The following is a 22,152-nucleotide window of genomic DNA, read 5'->3' on the forward strand; positions in this document are numbered from 1 at the left end:
TCATGGAAACTAAGAATAAAAAAATGAGAACGGTTAACTTAAACAAGCAAAATGCTATCATGAATGAAGTACTGTATAGCAATGATGAAATAAGAAAAGGAAACCATAATTATAACGTTAAAAGTTATGGCCGCACCATAAATGGCTACGATCCGAATAAAGCCATCCCGGATCAGGGACAAATCACCAATGATGAAGGCGATTATGATGAAATTGATGATCTGGACGATGATTTTCATGCGCCGGGTGATATCGAGCACGATGAAGATCAGGAAGATTTAAACGACGAATTTGACAATCCAAAAGATGTTGACGATGATTTTACGGAAACGGATAAAGATCTGGAAGACATCGATCAGGATGACGATGAAGATGACCTGGAAGATGACCTTGAAGAAGATGAAATCGAGGAAGAAGATTCAGGAGATACTTATCCGGACAATGATCCAAGAAAATTCTAATTCAGGAGAAAGAATCAAAAAAGCCGTTACTAGATGTAACGGCTTTTTTTGCATTTTATATTTTGTGAAACCTAATCCCCTATTTTTTCCAAGGGAGGAATATCATCCATTCTTTCCAGGCGTTCTGCGAGACCGGATCTGGCTTCATTTAGTTCCTGTTCTGCTTTGCCTAATTCTTTATACCACTCCTCTTTTCCGGTAGTGGAACTTTCGATTTTACGCATGATCTCATAGATCTCACCCTGTGCTTCCATTACGGCTAATCTTTTGTAATACGTCAGGCTTTCCGTCATATGCGCCAGTGCGATCATGGCCGTCAGGAACGGGTGGTTGTTCGTTACATTGACATCCTTTATTTTTCCGTGCTCTAACTCCACTTTTAAGGCAAAAGCAAATTCTTCCATATTAAATCTTTCGTGTTTGCTATTCGGATTTAAATAGGCTTTAATAGCTTCGACATTATTCATCGTTGACAAATCAACGTCTGTATCGGTATTTGTTTGCAAATCATTATAAACAACGGCAGCAATTGCTCTTGCTTCGTTAATGGTTGGATCGTTTTCCGGATTTTCGAAATCTCTTACCGACCAGTCCCAATTTTCCGGATGAACAGGTCTGATGTACTTTTCACAAAAATCTGTTACATCATTTTTTAAACTTACCATCTCATCTTCCCTTTTTATATATACATCCTGATAAGCGCCACTTTTAGTTCCCATAACTTTATAATTTTGTTTTAAAATTAAAACGACACATCCATCTAAAAATAGATATATGTGTCGCTTTCCCAATCTAAACTCCTTTATAGCTTCAAAATTGCTATTTTTAATACGAACACCTTAACTCAATACGATCAATTTTTAGCTCAATCCGTTTGAAAATTCGGGCTGAAAGCTTCCGATTAATTCGGAAAAAACGACTTCTGAACGTGAAAAATATTTTTGATTGCTTCGATTTTTACGGACTTTATCAAAATATTCTCCGAGAGAACCATCTTCGTAACCCGCTACAATTAACGGATGTACATAATAATTCCTGCACACGCTTCTGGTATTTCCCAGTGCTTCGGCCGTACTGTCAATAGCAGTCAAAATATTCTTTTTTATTTCTTTTTCTTCCTCGGCAATTCCTATATTCATTAAAGTTTCAAAAAATATCAGGGAAGCTGCCCACGTTCTGAAATCTTTCGCACTAAAATGTTTTCCCGAAATTTCATGCAGGTATTCATTCACCATATGACTGTCCAGAACTTTTCGTTCGCCATTTTCATCGTAGTATTTAAACACTTCCCAACCCGGGATTTCTTCACAGCGGCTTACTAATTTTATCAGTTGTTTATTTCTGGTCGTGATGGTATGCTGCTTTCCTTTCTTTCCAATAAACTCAAATCGAAGTGAATTGCGGTCAATATTAATATGTCTTTTGCGCAAAGTCGAAAGCCCGTAGGATTTGTTGTCTTTGGCGTATTTTTCGTTTCCGATTCTAATGTGCGTTTCCTCCATCAGGCGAATGACAAGTGCAATAACCTTGTTTTTGTTCCATTCCTTTTGTTCCAGATCTAAATCGACCTGCTTTCTGATCTTAGGAAGAAACTTTCCGAATTCGGCTATTTTATAAAATTTCGTCTGGTTCCTGATCAGATTCCATTTCGGATGATAGCGATATTGTTTTCTGTTTTTATCATCTGTTCCAACGGCCTGAAGGTGTCCGTTGGTTAAATCTGTAATCCTTACATTCTCCCAGGCAGGCGGAAGCACTAAACTGTTAAAGCGCTTTAATTCACTTTTCCTTTTAACGCATCTGCCATTCTTTTTATAAACGAACCCCCCGCCTTCTCTACAACGTTGTATAGTAAGCTTATGATCGTTTACGTAAATTAAATCTAATTTTTCCAAAACCAGCTGTGGCGTTTTTATTAACTGCTCCAGTAGTTTTCCCTGGTCGATTTTAGCATTCATATTTTTTTCTCAAAGATTAATTTGGCAATATAATTGTTGCGCAATGATTTGATAAGATTTTTTTTCGACATATAAGAACGCCCCGAAATGCCTTCTTTTCTGGCTTGTTCGTACAGTTCATCTTTTGTCCATTCTTCGTAAAGTTTTGCGTGACCTCTTTTCTCTCGTGAATCAGGAGTGTTTGAAATATGCACTGATTTTTCTTCACTATCTCCTTTTTTTAAAAGCGCATCGTATTGTTCCTCGTTTTTAATTCCTGGATCTGGCATAACAATAAGTTTTAAGTGATTATGTATGGTTAAGTCAAAATTCATTATAAACAGCGAAAACAGCGTTATAGAATTTTTGAATAAGTTTTCATAATTAACTATAAGCCAAAGTGTTTGTTGAAATAGCTGTTACTAATATGAATTGCTATTTACTATTTAATTCCTGCTTTTTTATGGGTAATATTTAAATCCTGTAACATTTTTCAAAAATGCTGTAAAATATTCTTCCTTGTTCTAAATAATTTTACATCATAACATTTAAACCACAAAATCATGAAAAAGTTACTACTAGCAGGAAAAGTTATTTTAGGCGCCGGACTAATCATTATATTCCTAAATTCCTGCAAAAATGAACCTAAACAAGAAGACCCGAAAGAGGTTGCTGAAGATACGAATGAAGCTAAATTTGACTCTATAGACGATAAAAAAGACGATTCTGAATTTTTAGTAGATATCGCTGAAGTGAATTTAGCCGAAATTGAAATCGGAAAACTGGCTCAGACCAAAAGTACTAATGTAGAAGTGAAAAAATTTGGTAAAATGTTGGTTGATGAGCACACTAAATCTGCTTCAGAAGTGAGCGCTTTGGCTAAAACAAAAAATTTCACTCTTCCAACATCTTTAACAGAAGAAGGACAGGAAGAATACAATAAACTAAACGAAAAATCAGGAGTTGATTTTGACAAAAAATTTGCTGACATGATGATCGACGGTCACGAAAAAGCAATTGATAAACTAAAGAAAGCTTCTGAGGATGCTAAAGATGAAGATGTTAAAATTTGGGCATCAAATAATATTGCCGGTTTAACAGCTCATTTGGAACATGCTAAAATGCTTAAGCAAAATTTAGACAAAAAATAGAATTGGTATTGGTATTTTTTTTTTGGGGAACCCCTGGACAGTAATGTTCAGGGGTTTATTTTTTTAGGTACTGAGTTGCTGAGATGCTAAGGTTTTTCTTTTCTCAGGATCTTACCAGCTTAGTAGCTTAGTAGCTTTTTCCAAAACTATTGTATTCTTCATCGGTTACGCTTTCTAACCATATTCCTTTGCCTTTATCGATTTCCGTAATGATTGCGATATGTGAAAAACGACTGAAAGGCGTGGCGCCATACCAGTGTTCTACGCCTGGCAATACTGTAAGCACCTGACCTTTATGAACCAATCTCATCCCTTTTCCTCTTTCCTGATAATAACCAATTCCGTCTGTCGCTATAAATAGCTGCAAACTTGAATTGATATGCCAGTTGCATCTCGAACCCGGTTCAAAAGCAACATCTTTGATAACTGTATTTTCGGGATGAATGTCGCTGGTTTGTTTTTTATAAGTAACATCACCGGTCATATACGAATTCGAAATTTTCCCTTCTTCAGTAACTGTAGTGTATTTTGTTGACATAAAGTTAGTTATTAATTGAGTTAGTTTTCTATTTAAAATTTATTTGAGTATTGTCCTTAGCCTTACTGTTATAAAGCTTTAAATTTATTGTCAGTACCGGAACTAAATCAAGCAAGAGTGTGCTTATGGAAGTTTATGTTTAGCCGATAAAAGAAATCTGATCAATAATTCCTTATTCTGAGGGCAAATTTACAACGGTAAATCCGATCAGAAATAATGAAAATCAAACAAAAAATTAAGAATTTGAAACAATTTACATTCGTAACGACTTTGGAACCGTTCCTGTAAGCCTTTTGAAGTAATTATTGAAATAACTCGGATATTCAAATCCAAGCGAATATCCAATGTCTGCAATACTCCAGTCCGTGTGCTGTAATAATGCTTTTGCTTCGCTGATAATTCTTTCGGTAATGTGTGCTGTAGTCGATTTTCCTGTGATTTCCTTTACCGAACGATTCAGGTGATTGACGTGAACCGCCAGATTTTGTGCGTAATCCTGCGGATTTTTCAATACAAGTGGCTGATCTTTAGTTTCAATTGGAAACTGTCTTTCCAAAAGTTCCAAAAATAAGGATGTAATTCTTGCAGACGCATTTTTATGTTTAAAGAAATTTTCGGAAGGCTGCATTTTCATGGATTCATGAATAATCAGATTGATGTAGTTTCGGATTAAATCGTCTTTAAACACATAATCGGTATCCTGCTCTACAATCATTTTCTGAAAAAGAGAAGTTATAAATGTCTTTTGTTCCGCTGAGAGATAAAAGATTGGCGTTCCGCTGATTTTAAACAACGGACATTCATGAAGACTTTCCGAGCGGTCGTTTACCTTCAGGAATTCCTCGGTAAAAACACAGGCAAAACCATGATACGATTCGGAAGTAATTTCCCAGGAATACGGAATATGCGGATTGCCGAAAAACAGAATAGTGCCGTCAGTTTCAATACCCCTGTCCGCATACTGAATGATATTCTGACCGGTATTGATACAAATTTTGTAAAAATCCCTTCGGTTATAAGTGGGTATGGCATGGCAATCATTTCCCGCTTCGTACACTTTAAACCCTTTCAGTTTTAAGTCAGAAGTAGTAAAATCAACTGGTTCAGAAATAGTGTTTTCCTTCATGGGGCAAAGTTATGAAATTCAAACAAAGATTTACATTCGAAAATGTTAAAGAATAAAAACAGATCCTTCCTGTTCCATAAATAATATTTTATCTTTGCCACATGAAGGATTTACTGCCCGTAATAGATTATATTTCCAGATACGTCGATCTGACCGATGATGAAAAAAATCATCTGGCCGGCTTTTTGAAAATTACAAAAGTCAAAAAAAGACAGTTTATTGTACAGCCGGGCTTTGTATGCCAACATAAAAGCTATGTCGTAAAAGGCGCTTTCAGGGGTTATCTGGTAGACCAGGAAGGCAAGGAACATACTTTATCTTTTGCCATAGAAGACTGGTGGATCTCGGATTACAGCAGTTTAATTTATCAGGAACCTGCCACTTTATTTGTCGAAGCGCTGGAAGATTCAGTTCTGATCCAGATCGCTTATGAAGACGAGCAACGGTTTTTGGCAGAAATTCCGAAACTTGAAAAATTCGAGCGTATCATTACCCAGCGCTCACTGGCTTTTCAGCAAAAAAGACTGCTGTCTAATTTTACCAAAACCGCCGAAGAACGTTACGATGAATTTATGACCAAATATTCGGCAATCGCCAAGCGCGTTCCGCAATACGCCCTGGCTTCGTATCTGGGCTTCAGTACCGAATACCTCAGCAAAATCCGAAACGGAAAAACATCAAAAAGTTAAACCAGTTCAACCTTATTTCCTAAACCAGTTCATTTTTATTTTTCTTATTCTGTCCCAGATTTGCAGTGTCAATAAGGACAATTAATTTTAATATCATAAAAATGAAAAAGGCAATGTATTCAAACAATAGGGAACGCTTTTCTGTATTGTTTCTCTTTCTAATGTGTATCACAACTTTTACTGCAGCTGCACAAAACAAAAATAGCAACAGTGAAGTGTATCATATCCGCAATTATTTTTCAGAAGCCTATCTGATCAAAGGAAATTCCGGTAAATTACTTTTAATTGACACAGGAGTTTCTGTTCCAGGTTATCAGGACAGTCTGATAAATTCCATAAAAAAATCAGGCTTTCAACCGGAAAATATAACTTTGGCCATACTGACACACGGCCATGGCGACCACGCAGGAAATGCCCGGTTTTTACAACAAACCTTCAAAACTAAGATTGCCGGAAGCAAAGCAGATCTGGAAAAATTTACAACAGGTAAAACAGAACTCAAAAAATCGGAAGATGTCAGCATCTGGGGAAACAGGCTTCGTCCCTATTCCGACTTAGATTATCCTCCCTTTACGCCTGACATCATTGTTGAAAAGACTATTGATCTTGCCCCTTATGGCATAAACGGAAAAATCATTCCGATTAAAGGCGGCCATACGCCCGGTGATTTATTGATTCTGATTGGGGGAAATCTTTTTGTCGGCGATGCTTTCGTAGGAACCTTCAAATCTCAAGGCGGCGGACTGGCTCCTGACGGCCATCACGTAAGGGAACATTTTTTTCACGAAAACAAACAACTGGCTGACCAGAATTTAAAAGTGATTGAAAAAATTGCACTTGAAAATAAGGTAAAAACTATTTATCCCACGCACAATGGGCCCGTTTCGACTTATGAATTAACCAAATACATTAAAGAAAAACCTTTGCTAAAACTTTTATCCCAACAGGAAAATGATTTGTTGAATGCTGTGGAAAAAGGAAAATCTGATGCAGCCAGTCCGTTTTTAGCAACTAATTTCATATTGCAGACCGCAGATCATAAAGACCTGAACAAAAATGAATTTCTGCAAAGTTTTAATCCGAATCCAAAAACTAAAATAGAATCCCTGACTAGCGAGGATTTCAGGATTGTTTTCTCGAATGAAAATACAGCAGTACTGACTTATATCGAAACAATTAAACTGGAAGGTAAAGACGCCAGAAATGTTGCCGTAACGGAGACTTATTTTAAAGAAAAAAAAGGGTGGAAACTGGGGTATAAGAAGGAGGTTAATTAGTTTGCAGTCTCAGTTGTCGGTCTCAGTCTTCAGTTTTAACGCTTGTCACGTTGAACAGTCTCAGTCTTAAGTCTCAGTCTTAAGCTTTAAAATTTGTAACGTTGAACAGCCTCAGCTTTCAGTCTCAGTCTTCAGTTTTAACGCTTGTCACGTTGAGCGAAGTCGAAACGCTTTTCTATTGTAAAGTTCAGGTTTCAGGTTTCAGGTTTCAGGTTTCAGGTTTCAGGTTTCAGGTTTCAGGTTTCAGGTTTCAGGTTTCAGGTTTCAGGTTTCAGGTTTCAGGTTTCAGGTTTCAGGTTTCAGGTTTATCCCGGCGCGGAATAGCTTTGCGAACTTTGCGCATTCCGATAAACAGACCTTGCGACCCTTGCGGTTAAACCTATACCTGCATTAACCGCATTTCAAACCTGAAACCTGAAACTTTTTCACAAAAACATTAAAAATAATACCGATTGGTATATATTTGCACTATAATTTACCTTTATCATGAGTAAGGCCGAAAGAACGAAACAATTTATAATTGAGAAAACTGCCCCTATTTTTAATATGAAAGGGTACAGCGGCACGTCCATGAGTGATATTACGGAAGCAACGGGGCTTACCAAAGGCAGTATTTACGGGAACTTCGAAAACAAAGATGAAGTAGCAATTGCTGCATTCAAATTTAATGTAAAGAAACTTCAGGATACCTTTGCACAAGAAATTGAAAAACAAAAAACCTTTAAAGACAAATTATTGGTCTATCCGCGTCTGTACTCTGAGTATTATGATTTAAGGATAACCGAGGGCGGCTGCCCTATCATTAATACAGCCACAGAAGCTGCTGACACGCATCCGATCCTTCGCAAAAAAGTCGAAAATACGATTCTGGCCTGGAGAGATCAATTAGCCGATTTAATCCAACAGGGAATTAATAACGGAGAATTCAAAGCCAAATCTATCGATCCGGAGAAAACTGCCCTGACGATGATTGCCATAATCGAAGGCGCGGTTATGATTGCAAAAATAACCGGAAATCTGGCCCACTTATCCGACATTATGCAGGCACTACACAAAATCATAGACGATCTGGAATAACGCTTACTTTTTTTTATTTAAAAATATACCGAATGGTATAATGCAAAACACTAATAATCATGAACAAATGGAAACCAACAAAAGATTACAAGCATTAAAAAATCACATTGACCGGGAATTTACAGCGTCACCATCCCCTTTTATGCTCTGGATGAAACCCATCGTTCTGGCCGCCGAAGAAAGTGGTGTTATTTTTAAATATGTTGTTCGTGAAGAAATGTCTAATCCTGTAAAAAGCCTTCACGGAGGCGTTACTGCCGCGATTGCCGATGATTGTATCGGAGCAATGATGTTTTCGCTCAATGAAGAAACTTTTTACACAACCATCAATCTTGTGGTAGATTATTTTACGCCTGCATTTGTTGGAGATACGATAATTGCCAAAACAGCCATCATAAGAAAAGGAAAACAAATGGTAAATGCCCAATGCGAAATCTGGAATGCTGCCGAAACCCGATTGATTGCAAGGGCCACTTCAACCTTTTGAAAACTAATCTTGTCAAGAAAGAATTACACTAAATTCACTATTTGATTAGCAGAAATCCGGGCGCTGCCTTCAGGCACTTCCCGGGTGATTAACTGCTTATGCCGGCGAATGCCATTATTGTTTGTATTAACTGAAAAAAGAGCAACAAAATTAAATTCTGTTGCTCTTTTTTAATTTATTTTTTTCCCGAACTGATCGTTAAAACTCCCGTCTTCAAACGCTTGGCAGAGGCTGAAATCACTACATCATTTCCGCTGCCGTCAGACTGAACAATTAGCTGTGCATATCCGTTAAAAAGTTTTCGCTTCCACGGTTCCGATGGCGTGATGACCTGAATTATTCCGGGATCTGTGTTCATCACATCCCATTCTTTTAATTTTTGAAGGGGCTTTGCTACAATGTGAATTGTATTTTTTCCCTGTCTTAAAATGCCGGAATTTAAAATGTATTTATCCGAATCTTCCGCACTTGCCGGAACTCTGTTTCCATTGACAAAAATAGTCGTCTCGAGTCCGATTTTTTTATAAAAGAAACTAACGATATTCGTTAATGCATTATTCTTCAGGTCAAACTGGCCGCGGTATGCATACGATGGTGCCTGATTTTTATAATCCCTGTCTTTAAAAGCTTCTTTCCAGCCTTCTTCCGTATTGGCTGACAATTGTGTTGAAGCCTCAGCTGTTGTTGCTTTCCTTTCCTGAAAATTAGTGATCGGAACCAGTGTAATTTCATCCAGGAATTTATCTTTTTCTAATGACGTTGGATTACCATTCCCTGTTCCAATGATCTTTCCTCCTTTTACCTCAAACTTAATTTCATCGTTGGTATTCGGCACATGAAGCCCTTTTTTGTCCGTCAGCTCTACCGTTACAATTGTTATATCGGTATGCGGAAGAATTCGCTTATCGGCAGTCAGCTTGATATTTTCTTCTATTTCTGTTGTTTTCTGCACATCAGACAGTATTTTTTTGCCGTCTTTATATCCAATTGCTTCCAAAGTTCCTGCCTGGTATTTGACTTTCCATTCTAAATGTCCCAGACGTTCCATTTTTTTCTTTCCAAGGCTTTTTTTGTTTAGAAAAAGTTCAACTTCATCGCAATTAGAATACGCCCAGACATCTATTTCCTTACCCTCTCTCCCAGCCCAGTTCCAATGCGGCAAAAGGTGCAGAACGGGATCTTTTCCCCACCAGGATTTAAGATAATACACATTGTCTTTCGGAAAACCGCAAACATCCATCATTCCGAAGTAAGAAGTAACCGATGGCCATCCGTATGGGGTTGGCTCTCCGCGGTAATCGAAACCGGTCCAGATAAACATTCCGGCCAGATAAGGACGTTCCGCATAAAACTTCCAGCCTTCTTCAATACTGTAAAAAGACGGGCGTGGCTTTTTGTCATACGCACTCTGATAATGTTTGGCATCATCTGTAACGTAAACACCGCGTGTAGCAAAAGTAGAACCTTCCTCAGTGCCCATTCCCGGCTGTTGTTTAAATTCATTGTGGTGTGCGTCAATATCTCCGTTTCCAAGATAGTTGTACCCCATAATTTCAACAACCGATGAAATTCCGCTTTTAAAACCGCTGCTGATTCCAACCGTTACAGGTCTTGCAGGATCTATGCTTTTCGAAAAACCCTGCATCACGTTGGTTATACGTTCACCTGTAGTATTTCCTTCAATGTTCCATTCTTCATTTCCAACCGACCAGCAGAAAATACTCGGATGGTTGCGGTCCCGCTCTATCATTCTTTTCAGATCGTTCAGGTGATAGTCGTTAATTCCCATCAGGCGGGTTTCATCAATGACCAGCATGCCCAGTTTATCGCAGGCTTCCAGTAATTCCGGAGTAGGAGGATTATGCGAACAGCGATAGGCGTTTGAACCCATATCCTTAAGTTTCTGAATTCGGAAATATTGCAGTTCATCCGGCAATGCAGTTCCTAAACCTGCATGATCCTGATGATTATTGGTGCCCTGAAGTTTTATGTTTTTGCCATTCAGAAAGAAACCTTTTTCGGCATCAAACCGAATCGTTCTTATTCCGAAAGAAGTCTCATACTGATCCAGAATCTTATCGCCTTGTCGGATCTGCGTCACCAGACGATACAAATTAGGCGAATCAATATCCCATAACAACGGATTTTTTACTGTTACTTTTGAAATATATTTTGCTGTTTTATAAAAATCAGGTGCCGTCGCATTTTCAGAAACCGTTGCGATCTGATTTCCGGATGCATCAACGATATTTTGTACAATTGCAAGCGGCCCTTTATAATTTCCTTTGTTTTCAATGGTCACTTCCGCCGTGACTTCTGCCGTATCATTTTTGATTTCAGAGGTGACATACGTTCCATTTTGGATGACATGCAGCGGATTTGTTTTTTGAAGGTAAACATGCCTGTAAATTCCGGCACCTTCGTAAAACCATCCTTCCTCCATCGATGCATCGGCACGGACAACAATGGTGTTTTCGCCTCCGTAATGAATGTAGGCTGTAACATCATATTCAAAACCGTTATAACCGCTTTCTTCCGTTCCCAGGAAATGCCCATTAAACCAAACTTTGGAATTCCTGAAAACACCGTCAAATTTTATGGAAATAATGCGTCCGAGATCAGATTGCGGTATTTCGATTTTTTTTCGGTACCAGCCAATACTTTTTTCAGGAAAACCTTTTCCGGCTGCCTTAAATCCGTGGCTAAAACTCGCTTTTTCACTAAAAGGCTGTTCTACTACCCAATCGTGCGGAAGGTCTAATTTTCTCCAGGCACGGTCATCAAAGCCCGGTGCAGCCGGTCCGTCGCCAAATCCTGTTTTTGCCAAATAGGAAAAATAGCCCGTCGCATGTCCGAAATCCTTTTCTGTGTCGGACAAATGTCCAAAGGAAAAACGCCAGTCTTTGTCGATTAAAATCAAATCTCTTTCCGGTTTATTTTGCCCGAAAGAACAGAATGAAAGTAAAAAAACAAAGTATAAAAGAATTCCCTGAGGAGAAATAGTTTTCATAGATAGTATAGTTAACGGAAATGTTTTGCAAACAGCGATAAAAATATCCTTTTTAAACCGATTAAAATAATAGTATTTCGTCAAAATGTAATATTTTATATTTTTTGCTCCTGAAAATTAACACTTAAAAATTTAGAATCATTCTATCGGCCCTTCTTTGCCAAATCTTGTTCTTTTAACTTAATTTTACTTATAAAATTAAACAAAACCATACGTATCATGAGTGTTATAAAAGATGAAAACACACTTCATAGCACCCTAAAAAGCATTGACGAAAAGATTAACAGTCTTAACGATCAGAAAATAGTTGCTTTTTTTGAGTCGCTTGGCTTAACCGAAAGAGAAGATGTTCCTAAAGATTTCCTCAAGTGGGAAACCATACTTATTGTAGTTCCGAATCGCCATGTTTCTAATGAAATAAAATCCTATAAATATTCCATCTCAAGGCTTTTTTTCGTTACCAATCCGAATGCACAGCAAATTCATATTTTTGATTTTAAGGAATGGAAAAATATTACGCGCAGCAAAACACAATTTCAAATCAGGGAAATGATGAAAACCAGTTTTGGAGGGGTCAGGAAAGTTAATGGGGATTCTGAATAAGTCGCAATTTCAAAGTTTCAAGTTTCAGGTTTCAGGTTGGCTGGAATCTGAAAATCCGCTCTGCTGACCTTTGTCAAAGCTTTAAAAACATATTTACATTGTCATTCCGGGAAGTGAACAATCTCCGAAAAGATTCCTTACTTCCCGGAATGGTAAAAATATGTACTAGTCTTTTTTAAGTTCAAAAATCCTGACAAATTTTTGTTCCATCTTTTTTCTCTTTCTCTCTTCCTTCCATCTCGAATAGAAAGCCATAAAAAGCAAAAATAAATTAACAATTGTAGATGCTCTTCTAAGCCCTCTCGCAAAAAAAATAAAAAATATATTAATTGCTATAATGCAGACTACTGGAAAATATCTCTTCCAAAGCAACTGAAATTTATTGTTTAGTTCTACAACATACTCTACTTTAAGTGTATTATTACTATTCTTGTATTTTCCTTTTATACTAAAGGGCGTTGAAGAGGATAGTGAATTGGTCGTCAGGTGAAAACTTTTATCATCAAAAATTCCGTAAAATGGTTTAACAGCACCCGATACAGGGAATACTCTAACCTGTCCCAGCGTTGCTTTCAGAGAACCAATCTCCGTATTATGCTGTAATCTTGCACGAAATTCAGATAAACTAAGTTTTGATTCCATTGGATTTCGGGTCTGCTTTTACTTTTTTTCTAATATACTCTTGACCATTTCATTCAGGGCATTTCCGTGAATATTTTTGGCCAGAATAATTCCGTTTTTATCTATTAAAAAGTTTAATGGTACCGATTGAAGCATGTAGTCCGCAACGACCGGAGATTTCCAGTATTTCAGATCACTAACCTGCGTCCACGGAAGTTTTTGTTTTGCGATTGCACCTAGCCAAAGCGGTTTTTTAGTATCCATAGAAACACTGTAAATGGCAAATTTATCGGGATAAGCATTGTACAGTTTTATCAGTTCCGGATGTTCTTTGGTACAGGGTCCGCACCAGGAAGCCCAAAAATCAACTAAAACCAATTCTCCCCTAAAAGAAGAAAGTACCACATTGGTTCCTTTTGTATCGGGAAGATCGATTTCAGGAGCAATATCTCCTACTTCAACTCCAATGACCTGAGCGTTGCTGCTCAGTAAGTTAAAAAATGTAAAAGCCAGAACAAAGTAGATTTTTTTCATAGGTAATTAAGTTTATTTTATTGGGGCTTTTTGAATCTCGCAGAGTCGCAAAGTTTTGTATTGAAGCCAAAGATGAAAGAATTAAAAGATTTAAAAAAATCCTTTTAAATCTGCGTCATCTGCGGGAAACAAATAAAAAACAATTTTACCAATTTGAGAAATCAAGCGTAAACAAATATAAATACTTCTTTCAATATTTCGTTAATCAAATCCCCTATCTTAAAATTATGCTAAATATTTTTTCTTTAATTGGTATATCGGGAAAAGTCGATATATTTGCAGCATGGAAAATATAGAAATTTTTAAGGCACTCTCTAACAAGTCCAGACTGCAAATGCTGGAATGGCTGAAAGAACCCGAAATCAACTTTCCGGATCAGCTGCAACACGCCGGATTTGAACACGGAGTCTGCGTGGGTCAAATTCAGGCCAAAGCCGGTTTAACACAGTCCACAGTTTCAGAATACCTGTCTATTTTACAGCGCGCCGGATTCATAGAAGCCAAACGCGTTGGACAATGGACTTATTATAAACGCAACGAAGGTGCCTTTGAAGCACTCAGTAAATTAATTCAATCTAATTTGTAAATTACTATGAGTACAAACAACCTGTTTTCGCCATTTAACCTAAAGACGTTAAATTTAAAAAACCGAATCGTAATGGCGCCAATGACGCGCTCTTTTTCTCCAAACGGAGTTCCAACAGATGAAGTAGCTGCTTACTATGAAAAAAGAGCTGCAGGCGAAGTTGGTTTAATATTATCTGAAGGAACTGTAATTGACAGACCTTCCTCATCAAATGATGCTAACGTCCCTCATTTTCATGGAGATTTGGCCTTAAACGGATGGAAAAAAGTGATTGATGAAGTTCACGCTGCCGGAGGTGCAATGGGGCCACAGATCTGGCATATGGGAATTATGGACAATCATCATTCGGGCTGGGTACCGCCGGTTCCTTTTGAAGGTCCTTCCGGATTAAACCGACCTGATTTCAGAAACGGAATTACCATGTCTGAAAAAGATATTGAAGATACAATTCTTGCTTTTGGTAAAGCTGCCGCTGATGCTAAAAGATTAGGTTTTGATACGATCGAAATTCACGGTGCGCACGGGTATTTGATTGACCAGTTCTTTAGGGCTGAAACCAATTTACGTGAGGATATTTACGGAGGAAAAACATTACCGGAACGTAACCGTTTTGCGATTGAAGTGGTGAAGGAAATCAGAAAACAAGTGGGTAATGATTTCGCCGTTATCATGCGTTTTTCTCAATTTAAACCTTCTGATTACAATTATAAACTGGCTAAAAATCCAACAGAATTAGAAGCATGGCTTACGCCTCTTGTGGATGCCGGTGTTGATATTTTACACTGTTCACAACGTCGTTTCTGGGAACAGGAATTCGAAGATTCTGATCTGAATTTTGCAGGCTGGGCTAAAAAAGTTACGGGAGCACCAACCATTACAGTAGGTTCTGTTGGTCTTTCGGGAGATTTCTTCGGTGCTTTTGCAGGAGAAAGTTCTCAGCCTACTTCTCTTGAAGAATTAAACAGACTTTTCGACAGGGGTGATTTTGATTTAGTGGCCGTAGGAAGACCTCTTTTATCGGATCCGAACTGGGTTGCCAAAATCAAAGCCGGTAAAACGGATGAATTAAAAGGATTTAGCAAAGAAGCTTTGGGAGCATTGGTTTTAGAATAAAAAAGGTGCAGAGATGCAAAGGTTCAGAGGGGCTAAGGTTTTCTCTGATTGAACTTAATACAAAAGGGATGAAACTTTAAAAGTTTCATCCCTTTTTTTTAGTTTTATTAAGGTGCAGAGGTGCAAAGCGACAAAGGTTTTCCCTTTGATACTCTGAAACTTTGAACCTTTGAACCTTTGAAATTATGCCTCTTTAAGCCTTTTCTGAAATCTTTTCTGAAGCCAGTTACGAACCGGTTCGTCGTATAATTTCAAACATAAATAAGCTATTACAATACTGGCAATCAAAACCCCGATTCCCGGCAGATATCCGTCCTGTATCGAAACTTTATTGTCTACCACCCAGGCCGTGTACCAGTAAATAAGCGGATAATGCGTAATATAAATCGGATAAGAAATATCCCCCAAAACTTTACAGATTTTTAAGGAGAATGGATTTTTTATTTCGCCTCCTGCACCAATAGAAACAATTAAAGGAAACAATAGAATAATACAAACCGATTCGTAGATACCGTTCATCCATAAACTGCTTTCATCTCCAAATCTTGGCAGGGCCAGAATTACCGTGATCATTAAACTGCAGATCCAAAAAGCGCCTTTTATATGAATAAGTTTTCCGAGACGGGAAAGCAATATTCCGGCAAAAAACGGATATAACAATCGGGTAAAACCAACATTCATTTGTTCCAGGTTTAAGGACCATCCGCCGATGACATCCCCTTTTGGTCCAAAAACGGTGTAATTAATTACCATTCCTGCAAAGAGTAAAACAAATACAGAAAGCACTTTATTTGAAAATTTGCGAAAAATCAGCGCGTACAGAATATTAGCGATATATTCAAAAAAAAGTGACCAGGCCGGACCATTTAAAGGATGCATTTCTCCCCAGCCCCTGATTTCCATTGATGGTGGAACCGGAAGTAATGTAAAACCAATAAGCATGGTTAGGATCACTTTCCAGACTTCCATTCCGGCAATCATCGGAAATAAAATATCTGATGCCTGAAAATAATAAAAGAGGGCTCCAATGATCATTCCCATAATTACCATGGGCTGTAAACGGATTAATCTTCGTTTGTAAAATTCCCATTGGGTCATTTTTCCCCAGCGGTCATCATACGCATAAGCGACAACAAATCCGGATAACAGAAAAAAGAAATCCACAGCCAGATAGCCGTGATTGATAATTTGTACAAAACGGTTTCCTCCTGAAAAGGCTTCGAAAATGTGAAAAGCAACGACTAAAATCGCCGCTACTCCACGCAAGCCGTCCAGAATTTCATAATGTTTTTTTGGTTCTATAACTGATGGAATTGAACTCATAAAATTGGTTAATGGTTAGTTATTAATTGTTAGCGGATTTTTAACCGCAAAGTTCGCAAGGTTTTACGCGAAGATCGCAATGAAAAATGCATACAACTCTGCAGAGCTTTGTGTTAAATCCAGATAATTATCTAATTGTCTTAATTATCTAATTGTCTAATTGTCTAACTATCTAATTGTCTAATTATCTAATTATTCCTGATGATTTTTAAGCCATTCTACTCTGCGCTGATCCGGTAAATGCGTTACTTTGAAATTTTCAAATTTGGCTTCAAAACCTTTTCCGTCCGGAGATGCGGCCATTAAGCCTACCATAACAGGCGTATTATCCTGTAACGGTGCATTTCTGGTCAGGATATAGGTTTTATCGTCGTAAGAGAAAAATACTTCGATAGCATCTAAACGTCGCACTACCTTTATCCATACAAAAGGCGGCGCTTTCTCTAAGGTTGTGACGCTCCAGTCGCTTTTATCATGGGTTACTACAGTGCTGATATTGAATTTTCCATCCACAAATTCAACTCCGGTTTTGATGTAGTTTTTTTCATCTACCCGAATCATCAGTCCCATTTGGTCAAAACGGGCAATATAGTTTCCGGTTAATTTCACTTTGGCTTCGAATTCCCCACCGTAACTGGCGTAGTAAAACGGAGCATCATCAGCGGTGAATCCGTAGTGCGAAATACGCCAGTAGTCACTGTTTGCGGTAACGTTCATAATCAATGCATTGTTTTTAATTTCCCATTTTTCAGGTTCATTAAACCACTGCATTTTATTCAGGCTTTGCGCCGAAATATGCTGAAATAAAAGGAATGCGGTGGTACATAATAGTATTCGTTTCATTTGTGTTTTTATTAAAATTATTAATTGGGATGGAAAAATTTTCACATCTACCCTTTAACATTTAACTTGTGTTTCATAAAAATAAAGCTGCAAGTTTTACCATTGCAGCTTTATAAACCAACCAAGTTTAGAAATTAATGAAAATTATTGAAGTGAGAATCCCACTTTAGATTTTATATCAACTGCAGAAGCACCAATGATCGCTTCAAAGGCGCCAGGTTCTGCCACCCATTCGTGTTTTTTATCATCGAAAAAGCTCAATGCGGTTTTGTCTACTGTAAAAGTGACTGTTTTTTCTTCTCCCGCTTTAAGCGAAACTTTCTCAAACCCTTTTAATTCTTTTATTGGGCGAGGCAGAGAAGATTTTAGATCACTAATATAAAGCTGAACTATTTCTGATCCTTCTCTTGTTCCGGTATTTTTAACTTTAACAGAAAATGTAATCTGATCTCCGGCAGTCATTTGCTTTTTATCAGCCGCTACTTTTCCGTATTCAAAAGTAGTATAGCTTAAACCGTGTCCGAAAGCGAATAATGGTTTTGCTTTTTGTTTGTCAGCCCAACGGTATCCGACAAAAATGCTTTCTTTATAGGTTACTTCTTCTCCACCAGGGAATTCTCCCAAAGCATGCGCTCCATTATCCGTTAATTTTACAGGAAAAGTAAAAGTCAGCTTTCCGGATGGATTCACATCTCCAACCAAAACAGCAGCCAAAGCGTTTCCTGCCTCGGTTCCTAAAAACCATCCCTGCACAATTCCGGGAACTTCTTTTACCCACGGCATTGCCACGGCATTTCCTGAAATGTTTACAAAAACTACATTTTTATTGACTTTAACTAACTCCGAAATTAATTGATCCTGACCATACGAAAGTTCTAATCCTTTACGATCGTGACCTTCATCATCCTGATTTGGAGCTTTATTCAGACCTCCGATAAAAAGGACAATATCAGCGTCTTTTGCTACTTTTAAAGCTTCGGCAGTCAATTCGGCCGGAGAACGTTTTTCTTCTAAACTTACTTTGGCAACAACGCCGTTATAATTACTGGTCGGATCTCCAACATAACCGCGGGCGTACACAATTTCAGCCTGATTTCCGATTCTTTTCTTTAGTCCTTCCAACGGCGTAATTTCGTATCTGGCTTTTAGGGAAGAACTTCCTCCTCCGACGGTCATCATTTTAATCGCATTTTCTCCTATAACTGCAATCTTTTTCGTTTTGGATAGATTGATTGGCAGAATATTATTGTTGTTTTGCAATAAAACAATTCCCTCTTCGGCAATTTTCAAACCGGCATCGGCATGTTCTTTTGTACCGAAAGATCCGAAAGGTCTTTCTTTATTCATCGTTGTTAAAAATGACAAACGCAGAATACGACGCACCTTATCGTCTAATTCTTTCGTTCCGACTTCACCTTTAGCAATCATAGTTGAATATGGTTTTGCCAGGTAATAGTTGTCGTAAGCGTTGCTGGTTCCCCACGTAAGTCCGTTGGTCCAGGAACCGAATTCCATATCCAGTCCATTATAAATGGCTTGTTTGGTATCATGCACTCCGCCCCAGTCTGAGATCACAACTCCTTTGAAACCCCATTCCCCACGAAGAATATCATTCAGCAAAAATTCATTATGGCAGCAGTGCTGTCCTTTATATTTGTTATACGATCCCATGATGGCCCATGCATCACCTTCCTGAACGGCTGCTTTAAAAGCCGGCAAGTAAATTTCATACAAGGCACGGTCATCAACGATTACGTTTACACTATTACGGTTCGTTTCCTGATTGTTTAAGGCAAAATGTTTGACACAGGCAGCTACTCCGTTAGACTGGACTCCTTTTATGTAAGGAACCACCATTTTTGAAGTCAGGAAAGGATCTTCTCCCATATATTCGAAGTTACGTCCGTTGAGCGGCGTTCTGTAAATATTAACTCCGGGTCCTAACAGTACATTTTTATTACGAAAACGTGCTTCTTCTCCTATCGATTTACCATATAAGGAAGACAATTCTTTATTCCAGGTCGCAGCAAGTGCTGTCAGTGCAGGAAAGGCAATGCAGGAATCATTTGTCCAGCCAGCCTGTTCCCATTCGTCCCATAAAACTTCCGTACGGATTCCGTGTGGCCCGTCGGTCATCCAGTTTTCAGGAATTCCCAAACGCGGAACACCCGGTGAACTAAATTTGGACTGTGCATGAATCATGGCGATCTTTTCCGCGACAGTCATTTTCGAAAGTGCATCTTCTACACGTTCATTGATTGGCTTTTTATCATCCAGATAGACAGGAACTTTATTTTGTGCATTCATTCCGAAGGCACTTAATAAAAGTAAAACAACAACTGTTTTAACGTTTTTAAACATAACTATTAATTTATTAAAGCATTTATTTTTGGCAGGGCACTCTTTTAGTCAAAAGTACCTTATAATAATATTGTAAAGCTAAAACGTTATCGTACATGTTACATTTTTAAACGAAAAAAAGTAGTGCTTTAAAAAATTAAAACATTATGAATCAATTGTTTAATTAAATTTAATAGTAAAAAAAAGTAGTGGTTTTAAAATAAATCGTTATACTTTCAAGGAGATTAAACCTATTTTGATGACCATTTCCTCGAAATCATTTCGCGAAACTGCGGCTTTATTCCGGGCTCTTGTACGGTAATTGTAAATGGTGCTTAAAGAGTAGCGAAGGAAGGCTGCAATTTTTACACTGTCTGTAATTCCAAGGCGGATCAGTGCAAAAATTCTAAGTTCGGTGTTGAGCAATTCTCCCTGCTTTAAAACGATCTGTTCTTCTTTTATGAGCAGGTCATTAAAATCTTTTACGAAGGTCGGATAAAGGTTCAGGAAGATAATATCAAAGTTTTTATACAATTCCTCCAGTTCATTATCAACCAATGTTGTTGATTTCAGCATTTTATAAATCTCATCAAATTGTTTGGCTGTTGCTTTTTTATTCAGAATGATACGGTAGTTCTCTAATTTGTTGATGTAAGTCGAACAAAGGCTGAAAAAATGCGCAATATATTCTTCCTTAATATGATTCGATTCCGACAACTGCGCGTTACGCTCCTGCAGCTGACTGTTGGTTTCGGTAATGTCTTTGTTTAATTCGGCTAATTTCTGGCTCGTTTCATACAGTTCCCCCCGAATTCTGGATACTTTTTTCATTTGCTTGTACACGTAAATAACCGCTACAATCAGGAATAACGACAATAAACTAATGCACAAAAGGTAAAGCTGCAGTTCTGTTTTTCTTTTTGCTTCTTTCTCCAGATAAACGGTATTAATGATCGAATATACTTCTGACATCAAAAGCGTACGAAACTGTACATTGCAATAAAGTGCATCCTCAATAGCGGATTGTGTCAGCTTATACGCCATGTCTACATCGCCTATTTCATAAAAAACCAAAGCCAGTTCCTGAAGCGATGCATTGTCTTTTATGGCATTTTTGATATCAGCGGTTGAAGAAAGCGCATAGTATTTTTTTCGTAATTCTAATTGGTGCGTTGTTTCGTAAATACTACCAAAAAGATAGGTAATCATGGCATATTGCGAATCTTCTTCCTTCGTGTTTTTTAATAAAACGGTTAATTGCTTTTCGGCGACAGCAAACTTTTTGTCAAAAATATTTTTCTGAATCTGAGTAATTTTAAAACTGAGTGATTCCGGATTAAGAACGCTTAGCAAAGAATCACGGTATTTCCCGATTTGATCAATGTATTTTTGGCTGGTGCTGTTGGCATTATAATGTTCGAAAAACTCCCTGTACACTACATAATAGTTGGGCAGCAATGATTTGTTTAAGGTCTTCTTGTTGATGCTTTTCAGAATAGCTTCCGATTCCCGGTATTTTCCTGAGGAGGAATACAGGTTGGCTAATTGCAACTCTGCCAGATCCGATAAATCTTTATTCTGAAGTGCCGCTGCAATTACCTGGTTCTTTTTGACATAAAAAATAGCCGAATCGGAATTGAATTTCTGATATTCGGTATATAAGGTTTTATTGTAATTGTATTCCTGTTCCTTTGTAAAAGCCTCCGATTTAATTTTCTTAAAATTCAGAATTCTTTCTTCTTTTATTTTAACGTAGTATTGTTTGTTTCTCAAAGCATCATTAAGCTTTTTCAAAATAGTAGCGGTACTATCCGATGCATAAACAGGAAAGCAAAAAAGAAGGGTTACAACAAACAGAAAATAATTTTTCAAACTACTAAAAGATAAAACAGAATTACAAATATAAGAAAGTGATGGTATAAAAATGATTTATAAAAACCATTTCCGTCAAATGCGAATAATCTTTCCTTAATTTTGTCTGAATGAAAATTTCCACACTTTAAAATTCCTACCAATGCCACATTTTATTATTGATTGTTCTGAAAATGTAATCCGTTTAAAATCTGCTGACGAAATTATGCAGGAAGTTTTTAATTCGGCTTTATCGACGGGGATCTTTACTGAATCGGAAATAAAAGTCCGCATCAGTCCTTTTGCTTTTTATAATAACGGAAACACGCTGGATGATTTTATTCATGTTTTCGCCTATATTATGGAAGGCCGCAATCACGATCAGAAAGGGAATCTTTCCAAAGTAATTGTCACCAAACTGGCTTCGATTCTTCCTGAAGTTCCGGTGATTTCGATTAATATTCAGGATTTCGAAAAGTCAAATTACTTCAATAAGACCATGGTTTAAAAAAATCGTTCCGTTTATAAAATTCAAAGGAAACTTATAAACGGAACGATCGTTTTGAAAATTAAAATCGTCTTTTA

At 37.6% G+C, this 22,152-nt stretch carries 23 protein-coding genes; 11 read left to right on the forward strand and 12 right to left on the reverse strand.

Annotated elements, in window-relative coordinates:
* Window positions 1–2: 2 nt before the first annotated feature.
* Window positions 3–461, forward strand: a complete 459-nt coding sequence (locus tag D0817_RS05585) for a hypothetical protein (RefSeq protein ID WP_127337418.1) — start codon at window positions 3–5, stop codon at window positions 459–461.
* Window positions 462–532: 71 nt separating this feature from the next.
* Here D0817_RS05585 and D0817_RS05590 read toward each other — a convergent pair whose 3' ends face one another.
* The 3 genes from D0817_RS05590 to D0817_RS05600 form a co-directional block, all read right to left on the reverse strand.
* Window positions 533–1,180 (reverse strand): DUF5661 family protein, encoded by a 648-nt coding sequence (locus D0817_RS05590; protein WP_127337419.1) that lies wholly within the window; start codon window positions 1,178–1,180, stop codon window positions 533–535.
* A 141-nt stretch (window positions 1,181–1,321) separates the two neighbouring features.
* On the reverse strand, window positions 1,322–2,419 hold the full coding sequence (locus tag D0817_RS05595) for a DNA topoisomerase IB (protein WP_127337420.1): 1,098 nt from the start codon (window positions 2,417–2,419) through the stop codon (window positions 1,322–1,324).
* Window positions 2,416–2,688, reverse strand: a complete 273-nt coding sequence (locus D0817_RS05600; protein WP_127337421.1) for a DUF7218 family protein — start codon at window positions 2,686–2,688, stop codon at window positions 2,416–2,418. Before D0817_RS05600 ends, D0817_RS05595 begins: the two co-directional genes overlap by 4 nt.
* 273 nt (window positions 2,689–2,961) lie before the next feature.
* On the opposite strand from D0817_RS05600, the gene D0817_RS05605 reads away from it, so the two are divergent.
* Window positions 2,962–3,549, forward strand: coding sequence for a DUF4142 domain-containing protein (locus tag D0817_RS05605; RefSeq protein ID WP_127337422.1), 588 nt, complete (start codon window positions 2,962–2,964; stop codon window positions 3,547–3,549).
* A gap of 127 nt (window positions 3,550–3,676) precedes the next feature.
* Here the strand turns inward: D0817_RS05605 and D0817_RS05610 are convergent, their stop codons facing one another.
* Both D0817_RS05610 and D0817_RS05615 read right to left on the reverse strand, forming a co-directional pair.
* Complete coding sequence (locus D0817_RS05610) at window positions 3,677–4,087, reverse strand: cupin domain-containing protein (protein WP_127337423.1); 411 nt, start codon at window positions 4,085–4,087, stop codon at window positions 3,677–3,679.
* A 253-nt stretch (window positions 4,088–4,340) separates the two neighbouring features.
* Window positions 4,341–5,213 carry a helix-turn-helix domain-containing protein gene (locus tag D0817_RS05615; protein ID WP_127337424.1) on the reverse strand — a complete coding sequence of 291 codons (873 nt, stop codon included), beginning with the start codon at window positions 5,211–5,213 and terminating at the stop codon, window positions 4,341–4,343.
* Between the two features lie 101 nt (window positions 5,214–5,314).
* Here D0817_RS05615 and D0817_RS05620 point away from each other — a divergent pair, with 101 nt between their 5' ends.
* The 5 genes from D0817_RS05620 (at window position 5,315) to D0817_RS05640 (ending at window position 8,743) form a co-directional block, all read left to right on the forward strand.
* Entirely contained in the window at window positions 5,315–5,902 is a 588-nt protein-coding gene (locus tag D0817_RS05620) for a Crp/Fnr family transcriptional regulator (RefSeq protein WP_127337425.1), read from the forward strand.
* A 101-nt stretch (window positions 5,903–6,003) separates the two neighbouring features.
* Window positions 6,004–7,179, forward strand: a complete 1,176-nt coding sequence (locus D0817_RS05625; protein ID WP_127337426.1) for an MBL fold metallo-hydrolase — start codon at window positions 6,004–6,006, stop codon at window positions 7,177–7,179.
* 101 nt (window positions 7,180–7,280) lie between these two features.
* Window positions 7,281–7,556: a hypothetical protein gene (locus D0817_RS05630; protein ID WP_127337427.1), complete on the forward strand. Its 276-nt coding sequence runs from the start codon at window positions 7,281–7,283 to the stop codon at window positions 7,554–7,556.
* A 109-nt stretch (window positions 7,557–7,665) separates the two neighbouring features.
* Window positions 7,666–8,256, forward strand: coding sequence for a TetR/AcrR family transcriptional regulator (locus D0817_RS05635; protein WP_127337428.1), 591 nt, complete (start codon window positions 7,666–7,668; stop codon window positions 8,254–8,256).
* Window positions 8,257–8,323: 67 nt separating this feature from the next.
* Complete coding sequence (locus D0817_RS05640; RefSeq protein ID WP_127337429.1) at window positions 8,324–8,743, forward strand: PaaI family thioesterase; 420 nt, start codon at window positions 8,324–8,326, stop codon at window positions 8,741–8,743.
* 175 nt (window positions 8,744–8,918) lie between these two features.
* Here D0817_RS05640 and galA read toward each other — a convergent pair whose 3' ends face one another.
* Complete coding sequence (gene galA / locus D0817_RS05645; protein ID WP_127337430.1) at window positions 8,919–11,753, reverse strand: beta-galactosidase GalA; 2,835 nt, start codon at window positions 11,751–11,753, stop codon at window positions 8,919–8,921.
* A gap of 219 nt (window positions 11,754–11,972) precedes the next feature.
* Between galA and D0817_RS05650 the strand changes: the two genes are divergently transcribed.
* Window positions 11,973–12,356, forward strand: coding sequence for a hypothetical protein (locus D0817_RS05650; protein WP_127337431.1), 384 nt, complete (start codon window positions 11,973–11,975; stop codon window positions 12,354–12,356).
* 165 nt (window positions 12,357–12,521) lie between these two features.
* On the opposite strand, the gene D0817_RS05655 is transcribed toward D0817_RS05650, so the two are convergent.
* Together D0817_RS05655 and D0817_RS05660 are read right to left on the reverse strand one after the other, a co-directional pair.
* Entirely contained in the window at window positions 12,522–12,998 is a 477-nt protein-coding gene (locus D0817_RS05655) for a hypothetical protein (RefSeq protein ID WP_127337432.1), read from the reverse strand.
* Window positions 12,999–13,016: 18 nt separating this feature from the next.
* The gene (locus D0817_RS05660; RefSeq protein ID WP_127337433.1) at window positions 13,017–13,511 is read right to left on the reverse strand and encodes a TlpA family protein disulfide reductase; all 495 of its coding nucleotides are present in this window, start codon (window positions 13,509–13,511) and stop codon (window positions 13,017–13,019) included.
* Window positions 13,512–13,794: 283 nt separating this feature from the next.
* Between D0817_RS05660 and D0817_RS05665 the strand changes: the two genes are divergently transcribed.
* Window positions 13,795–14,097, forward strand: a complete 303-nt coding sequence (locus D0817_RS05665; RefSeq protein ID WP_127337434.1) for an ArsR/SmtB family transcription factor — start codon at window positions 13,795–13,797, stop codon at window positions 14,095–14,097.
* 6 nt (window positions 14,098–14,103) lie between these two features.
* Entirely contained in the window at window positions 14,104–15,210 is a 1,107-nt protein-coding gene (locus D0817_RS05670) for an NADH:flavin oxidoreductase (RefSeq protein ID WP_127337435.1), read from the forward strand.
* A gap of 183 nt (window positions 15,211–15,393) precedes the next feature.
* On the opposite strand, the gene D0817_RS05675 is transcribed toward D0817_RS05670, so the two are convergent.
* From D0817_RS05675 to susR, 4 genes are all read right to left on the reverse strand, one after another.
* Window positions 15,394–16,533, reverse strand: coding sequence for an acyltransferase family protein (locus D0817_RS05675; RefSeq protein WP_127337436.1), 1,140 nt, complete (start codon window positions 16,531–16,533; stop codon window positions 15,394–15,396).
* A gap of 192 nt (window positions 16,534–16,725) precedes the next feature.
* Window positions 16,726–17,376 carry a DUF1349 domain-containing protein gene (locus tag D0817_RS05680; protein WP_127337437.1) on the reverse strand — a complete coding sequence of 217 codons (651 nt, stop codon included), beginning with the start codon at window positions 17,374–17,376 and terminating at the stop codon, window positions 16,726–16,728.
* A gap of 144 nt (window positions 17,377–17,520) precedes the next feature.
* Window positions 17,521–19,737 carry a glycoside hydrolase family 3 C-terminal domain-containing protein gene (locus D0817_RS05685; protein WP_127337438.1) on the reverse strand — a complete coding sequence of 739 codons (2,217 nt, stop codon included), beginning with the start codon at window positions 19,735–19,737 and terminating at the stop codon, window positions 17,521–17,523.
* A 207-nt stretch (window positions 19,738–19,944) separates the two neighbouring features.
* Entirely contained in the window at window positions 19,945–21,588 is a 1,644-nt protein-coding gene (susR, locus tag D0817_RS05690) for a SusR family glycan utilization regulator (protein WP_127337439.1), read from the reverse strand.
* 142 nt (window positions 21,589–21,730) lie between these two features.
* Here susR and D0817_RS05695 point away from each other — a divergent pair, with 142 nt between their 5' ends.
* Window positions 21,731–22,075 carry a 5-carboxymethyl-2-hydroxymuconate Delta-isomerase gene (locus tag D0817_RS05695; RefSeq protein WP_127337440.1) on the forward strand — a complete coding sequence of 115 codons (345 nt, stop codon included), beginning with the start codon at window positions 21,731–21,733 and terminating at the stop codon, window positions 22,073–22,075.
* Window positions 22,076–22,152: the final 77 nt, after the last annotated feature.

Source organism: Flavobacterium cupreum, from assembly GCF_003996965.1.
GTDB classification, from domain to species: Bacteria; Bacteroidota; Bacteroidia; order Flavobacteriales; family Flavobacteriaceae; genus Flavobacterium; species Flavobacterium cupreum.

Excerpts from the sequence above, each read along its gene's own strand:
- D0817_RS05585 (WP_127337418.1), top strand. The coding sequence starts at position 3 with ATGGAAACTAAGAATAAAAAAATGAGAACGGTTAACTTAAACAAGCAA.
- D0817_RS05590 (WP_127337419.1), bottom strand. The coding sequence starts at position 1,180 with ATGGGAACTAAAAGTGGCGCTTATCAGGATGTATATATAAAAAGGGAA.
- D0817_RS05595 (WP_127337420.1), bottom strand. The coding sequence starts at position 2,419 with ATGAATGCTAAAATCGACCAGGGAAAACTACTGGAGCAGTTAATAAAA.
- D0817_RS05600 (WP_127337421.1), bottom strand. The coding sequence starts at position 2,688 with ATGCCAGATCCAGGAATTAAAAACGAGGAACAATACGATGCGCTTTTA.
- D0817_RS05605 (WP_127337422.1), top strand. The coding sequence starts at position 2,962 with ATGAAAAAGTTACTACTAGCAGGAAAAGTTATTTTAGGCGCCGGACTA.
- D0817_RS05610 (WP_127337423.1), bottom strand. The coding sequence starts at position 4,087 with ATGTCAACAAAATACACTACAGTTACTGAAGAAGGGAAAATTTCGAAT.
- D0817_RS05615 (WP_127337424.1), bottom strand. The coding sequence starts at position 5,213 with ATGAAGGAAAACACTATTTCTGAACCAGTTGATTTTACTACTTCTGAC.
- D0817_RS05620 (WP_127337425.1), top strand. The coding sequence starts at position 5,315 with ATGAAGGATTTACTGCCCGTAATAGATTATATTTCCAGATACGTCGAT.
- D0817_RS05625 (WP_127337426.1), top strand. The coding sequence starts at position 6,004 with ATGAAAAAGGCAATGTATTCAAACAATAGGGAACGCTTTTCTGTATTG.
- D0817_RS05635 (WP_127337428.1), top strand. The coding sequence starts at position 7,666 with ATGAGTAAGGCCGAAAGAACGAAACAATTTATAATTGAGAAAACTGCC.
- D0817_RS05640 (WP_127337429.1), top strand. The coding sequence starts at position 8,324 with ATGGAAACCAACAAAAGATTACAAGCATTAAAAAATCACATTGACCGG.
- galA (WP_127337430.1), bottom strand. The coding sequence starts at position 11,753 with ATGAAAACTATTTCTCCTCAGGGAATTCTTTTATACTTTGTTTTTTTA.
- D0817_RS05650 (WP_127337431.1), top strand. The coding sequence starts at position 11,973 with ATGAGTGTTATAAAAGATGAAAACACACTTCATAGCACCCTAAAAAGC.
- D0817_RS05655 (WP_127337432.1), bottom strand. The coding sequence starts at position 12,998 with ATGGAATCAAAACTTAGTTTATCTGAATTTCGTGCAAGATTACAGCAT.
- D0817_RS05660 (WP_127337433.1), bottom strand. The coding sequence starts at position 13,511 with ATGAAAAAAATCTACTTTGTTCTGGCTTTTACATTTTTTAACTTACTG.
- D0817_RS05665 (WP_127337434.1), top strand. The coding sequence starts at position 13,795 with ATGGAAAATATAGAAATTTTTAAGGCACTCTCTAACAAGTCCAGACTG.
- D0817_RS05670 (WP_127337435.1), top strand. The coding sequence starts at position 14,104 with ATGAGTACAAACAACCTGTTTTCGCCATTTAACCTAAAGACGTTAAAT.
- D0817_RS05675 (WP_127337436.1), bottom strand. The coding sequence starts at position 16,533 with ATGAGTTCAATTCCATCAGTTATAGAACCAAAAAAACATTATGAAATT.
- D0817_RS05680 (WP_127337437.1), bottom strand. The coding sequence starts at position 17,376 with ATGAAACGAATACTATTATGTACCACCGCATTCCTTTTATTTCAGCAT.
- D0817_RS05685 (WP_127337438.1), bottom strand. The coding sequence starts at position 19,737 with ATGTTTAAAAACGTTAAAACAGTTGTTGTTTTACTTTTATTAAGTGCC.
- D0817_RS05695 (WP_127337440.1), top strand. The coding sequence starts at position 21,731 with ATGCCACATTTTATTATTGATTGTTCTGAAAATGTAATCCGTTTAAAA.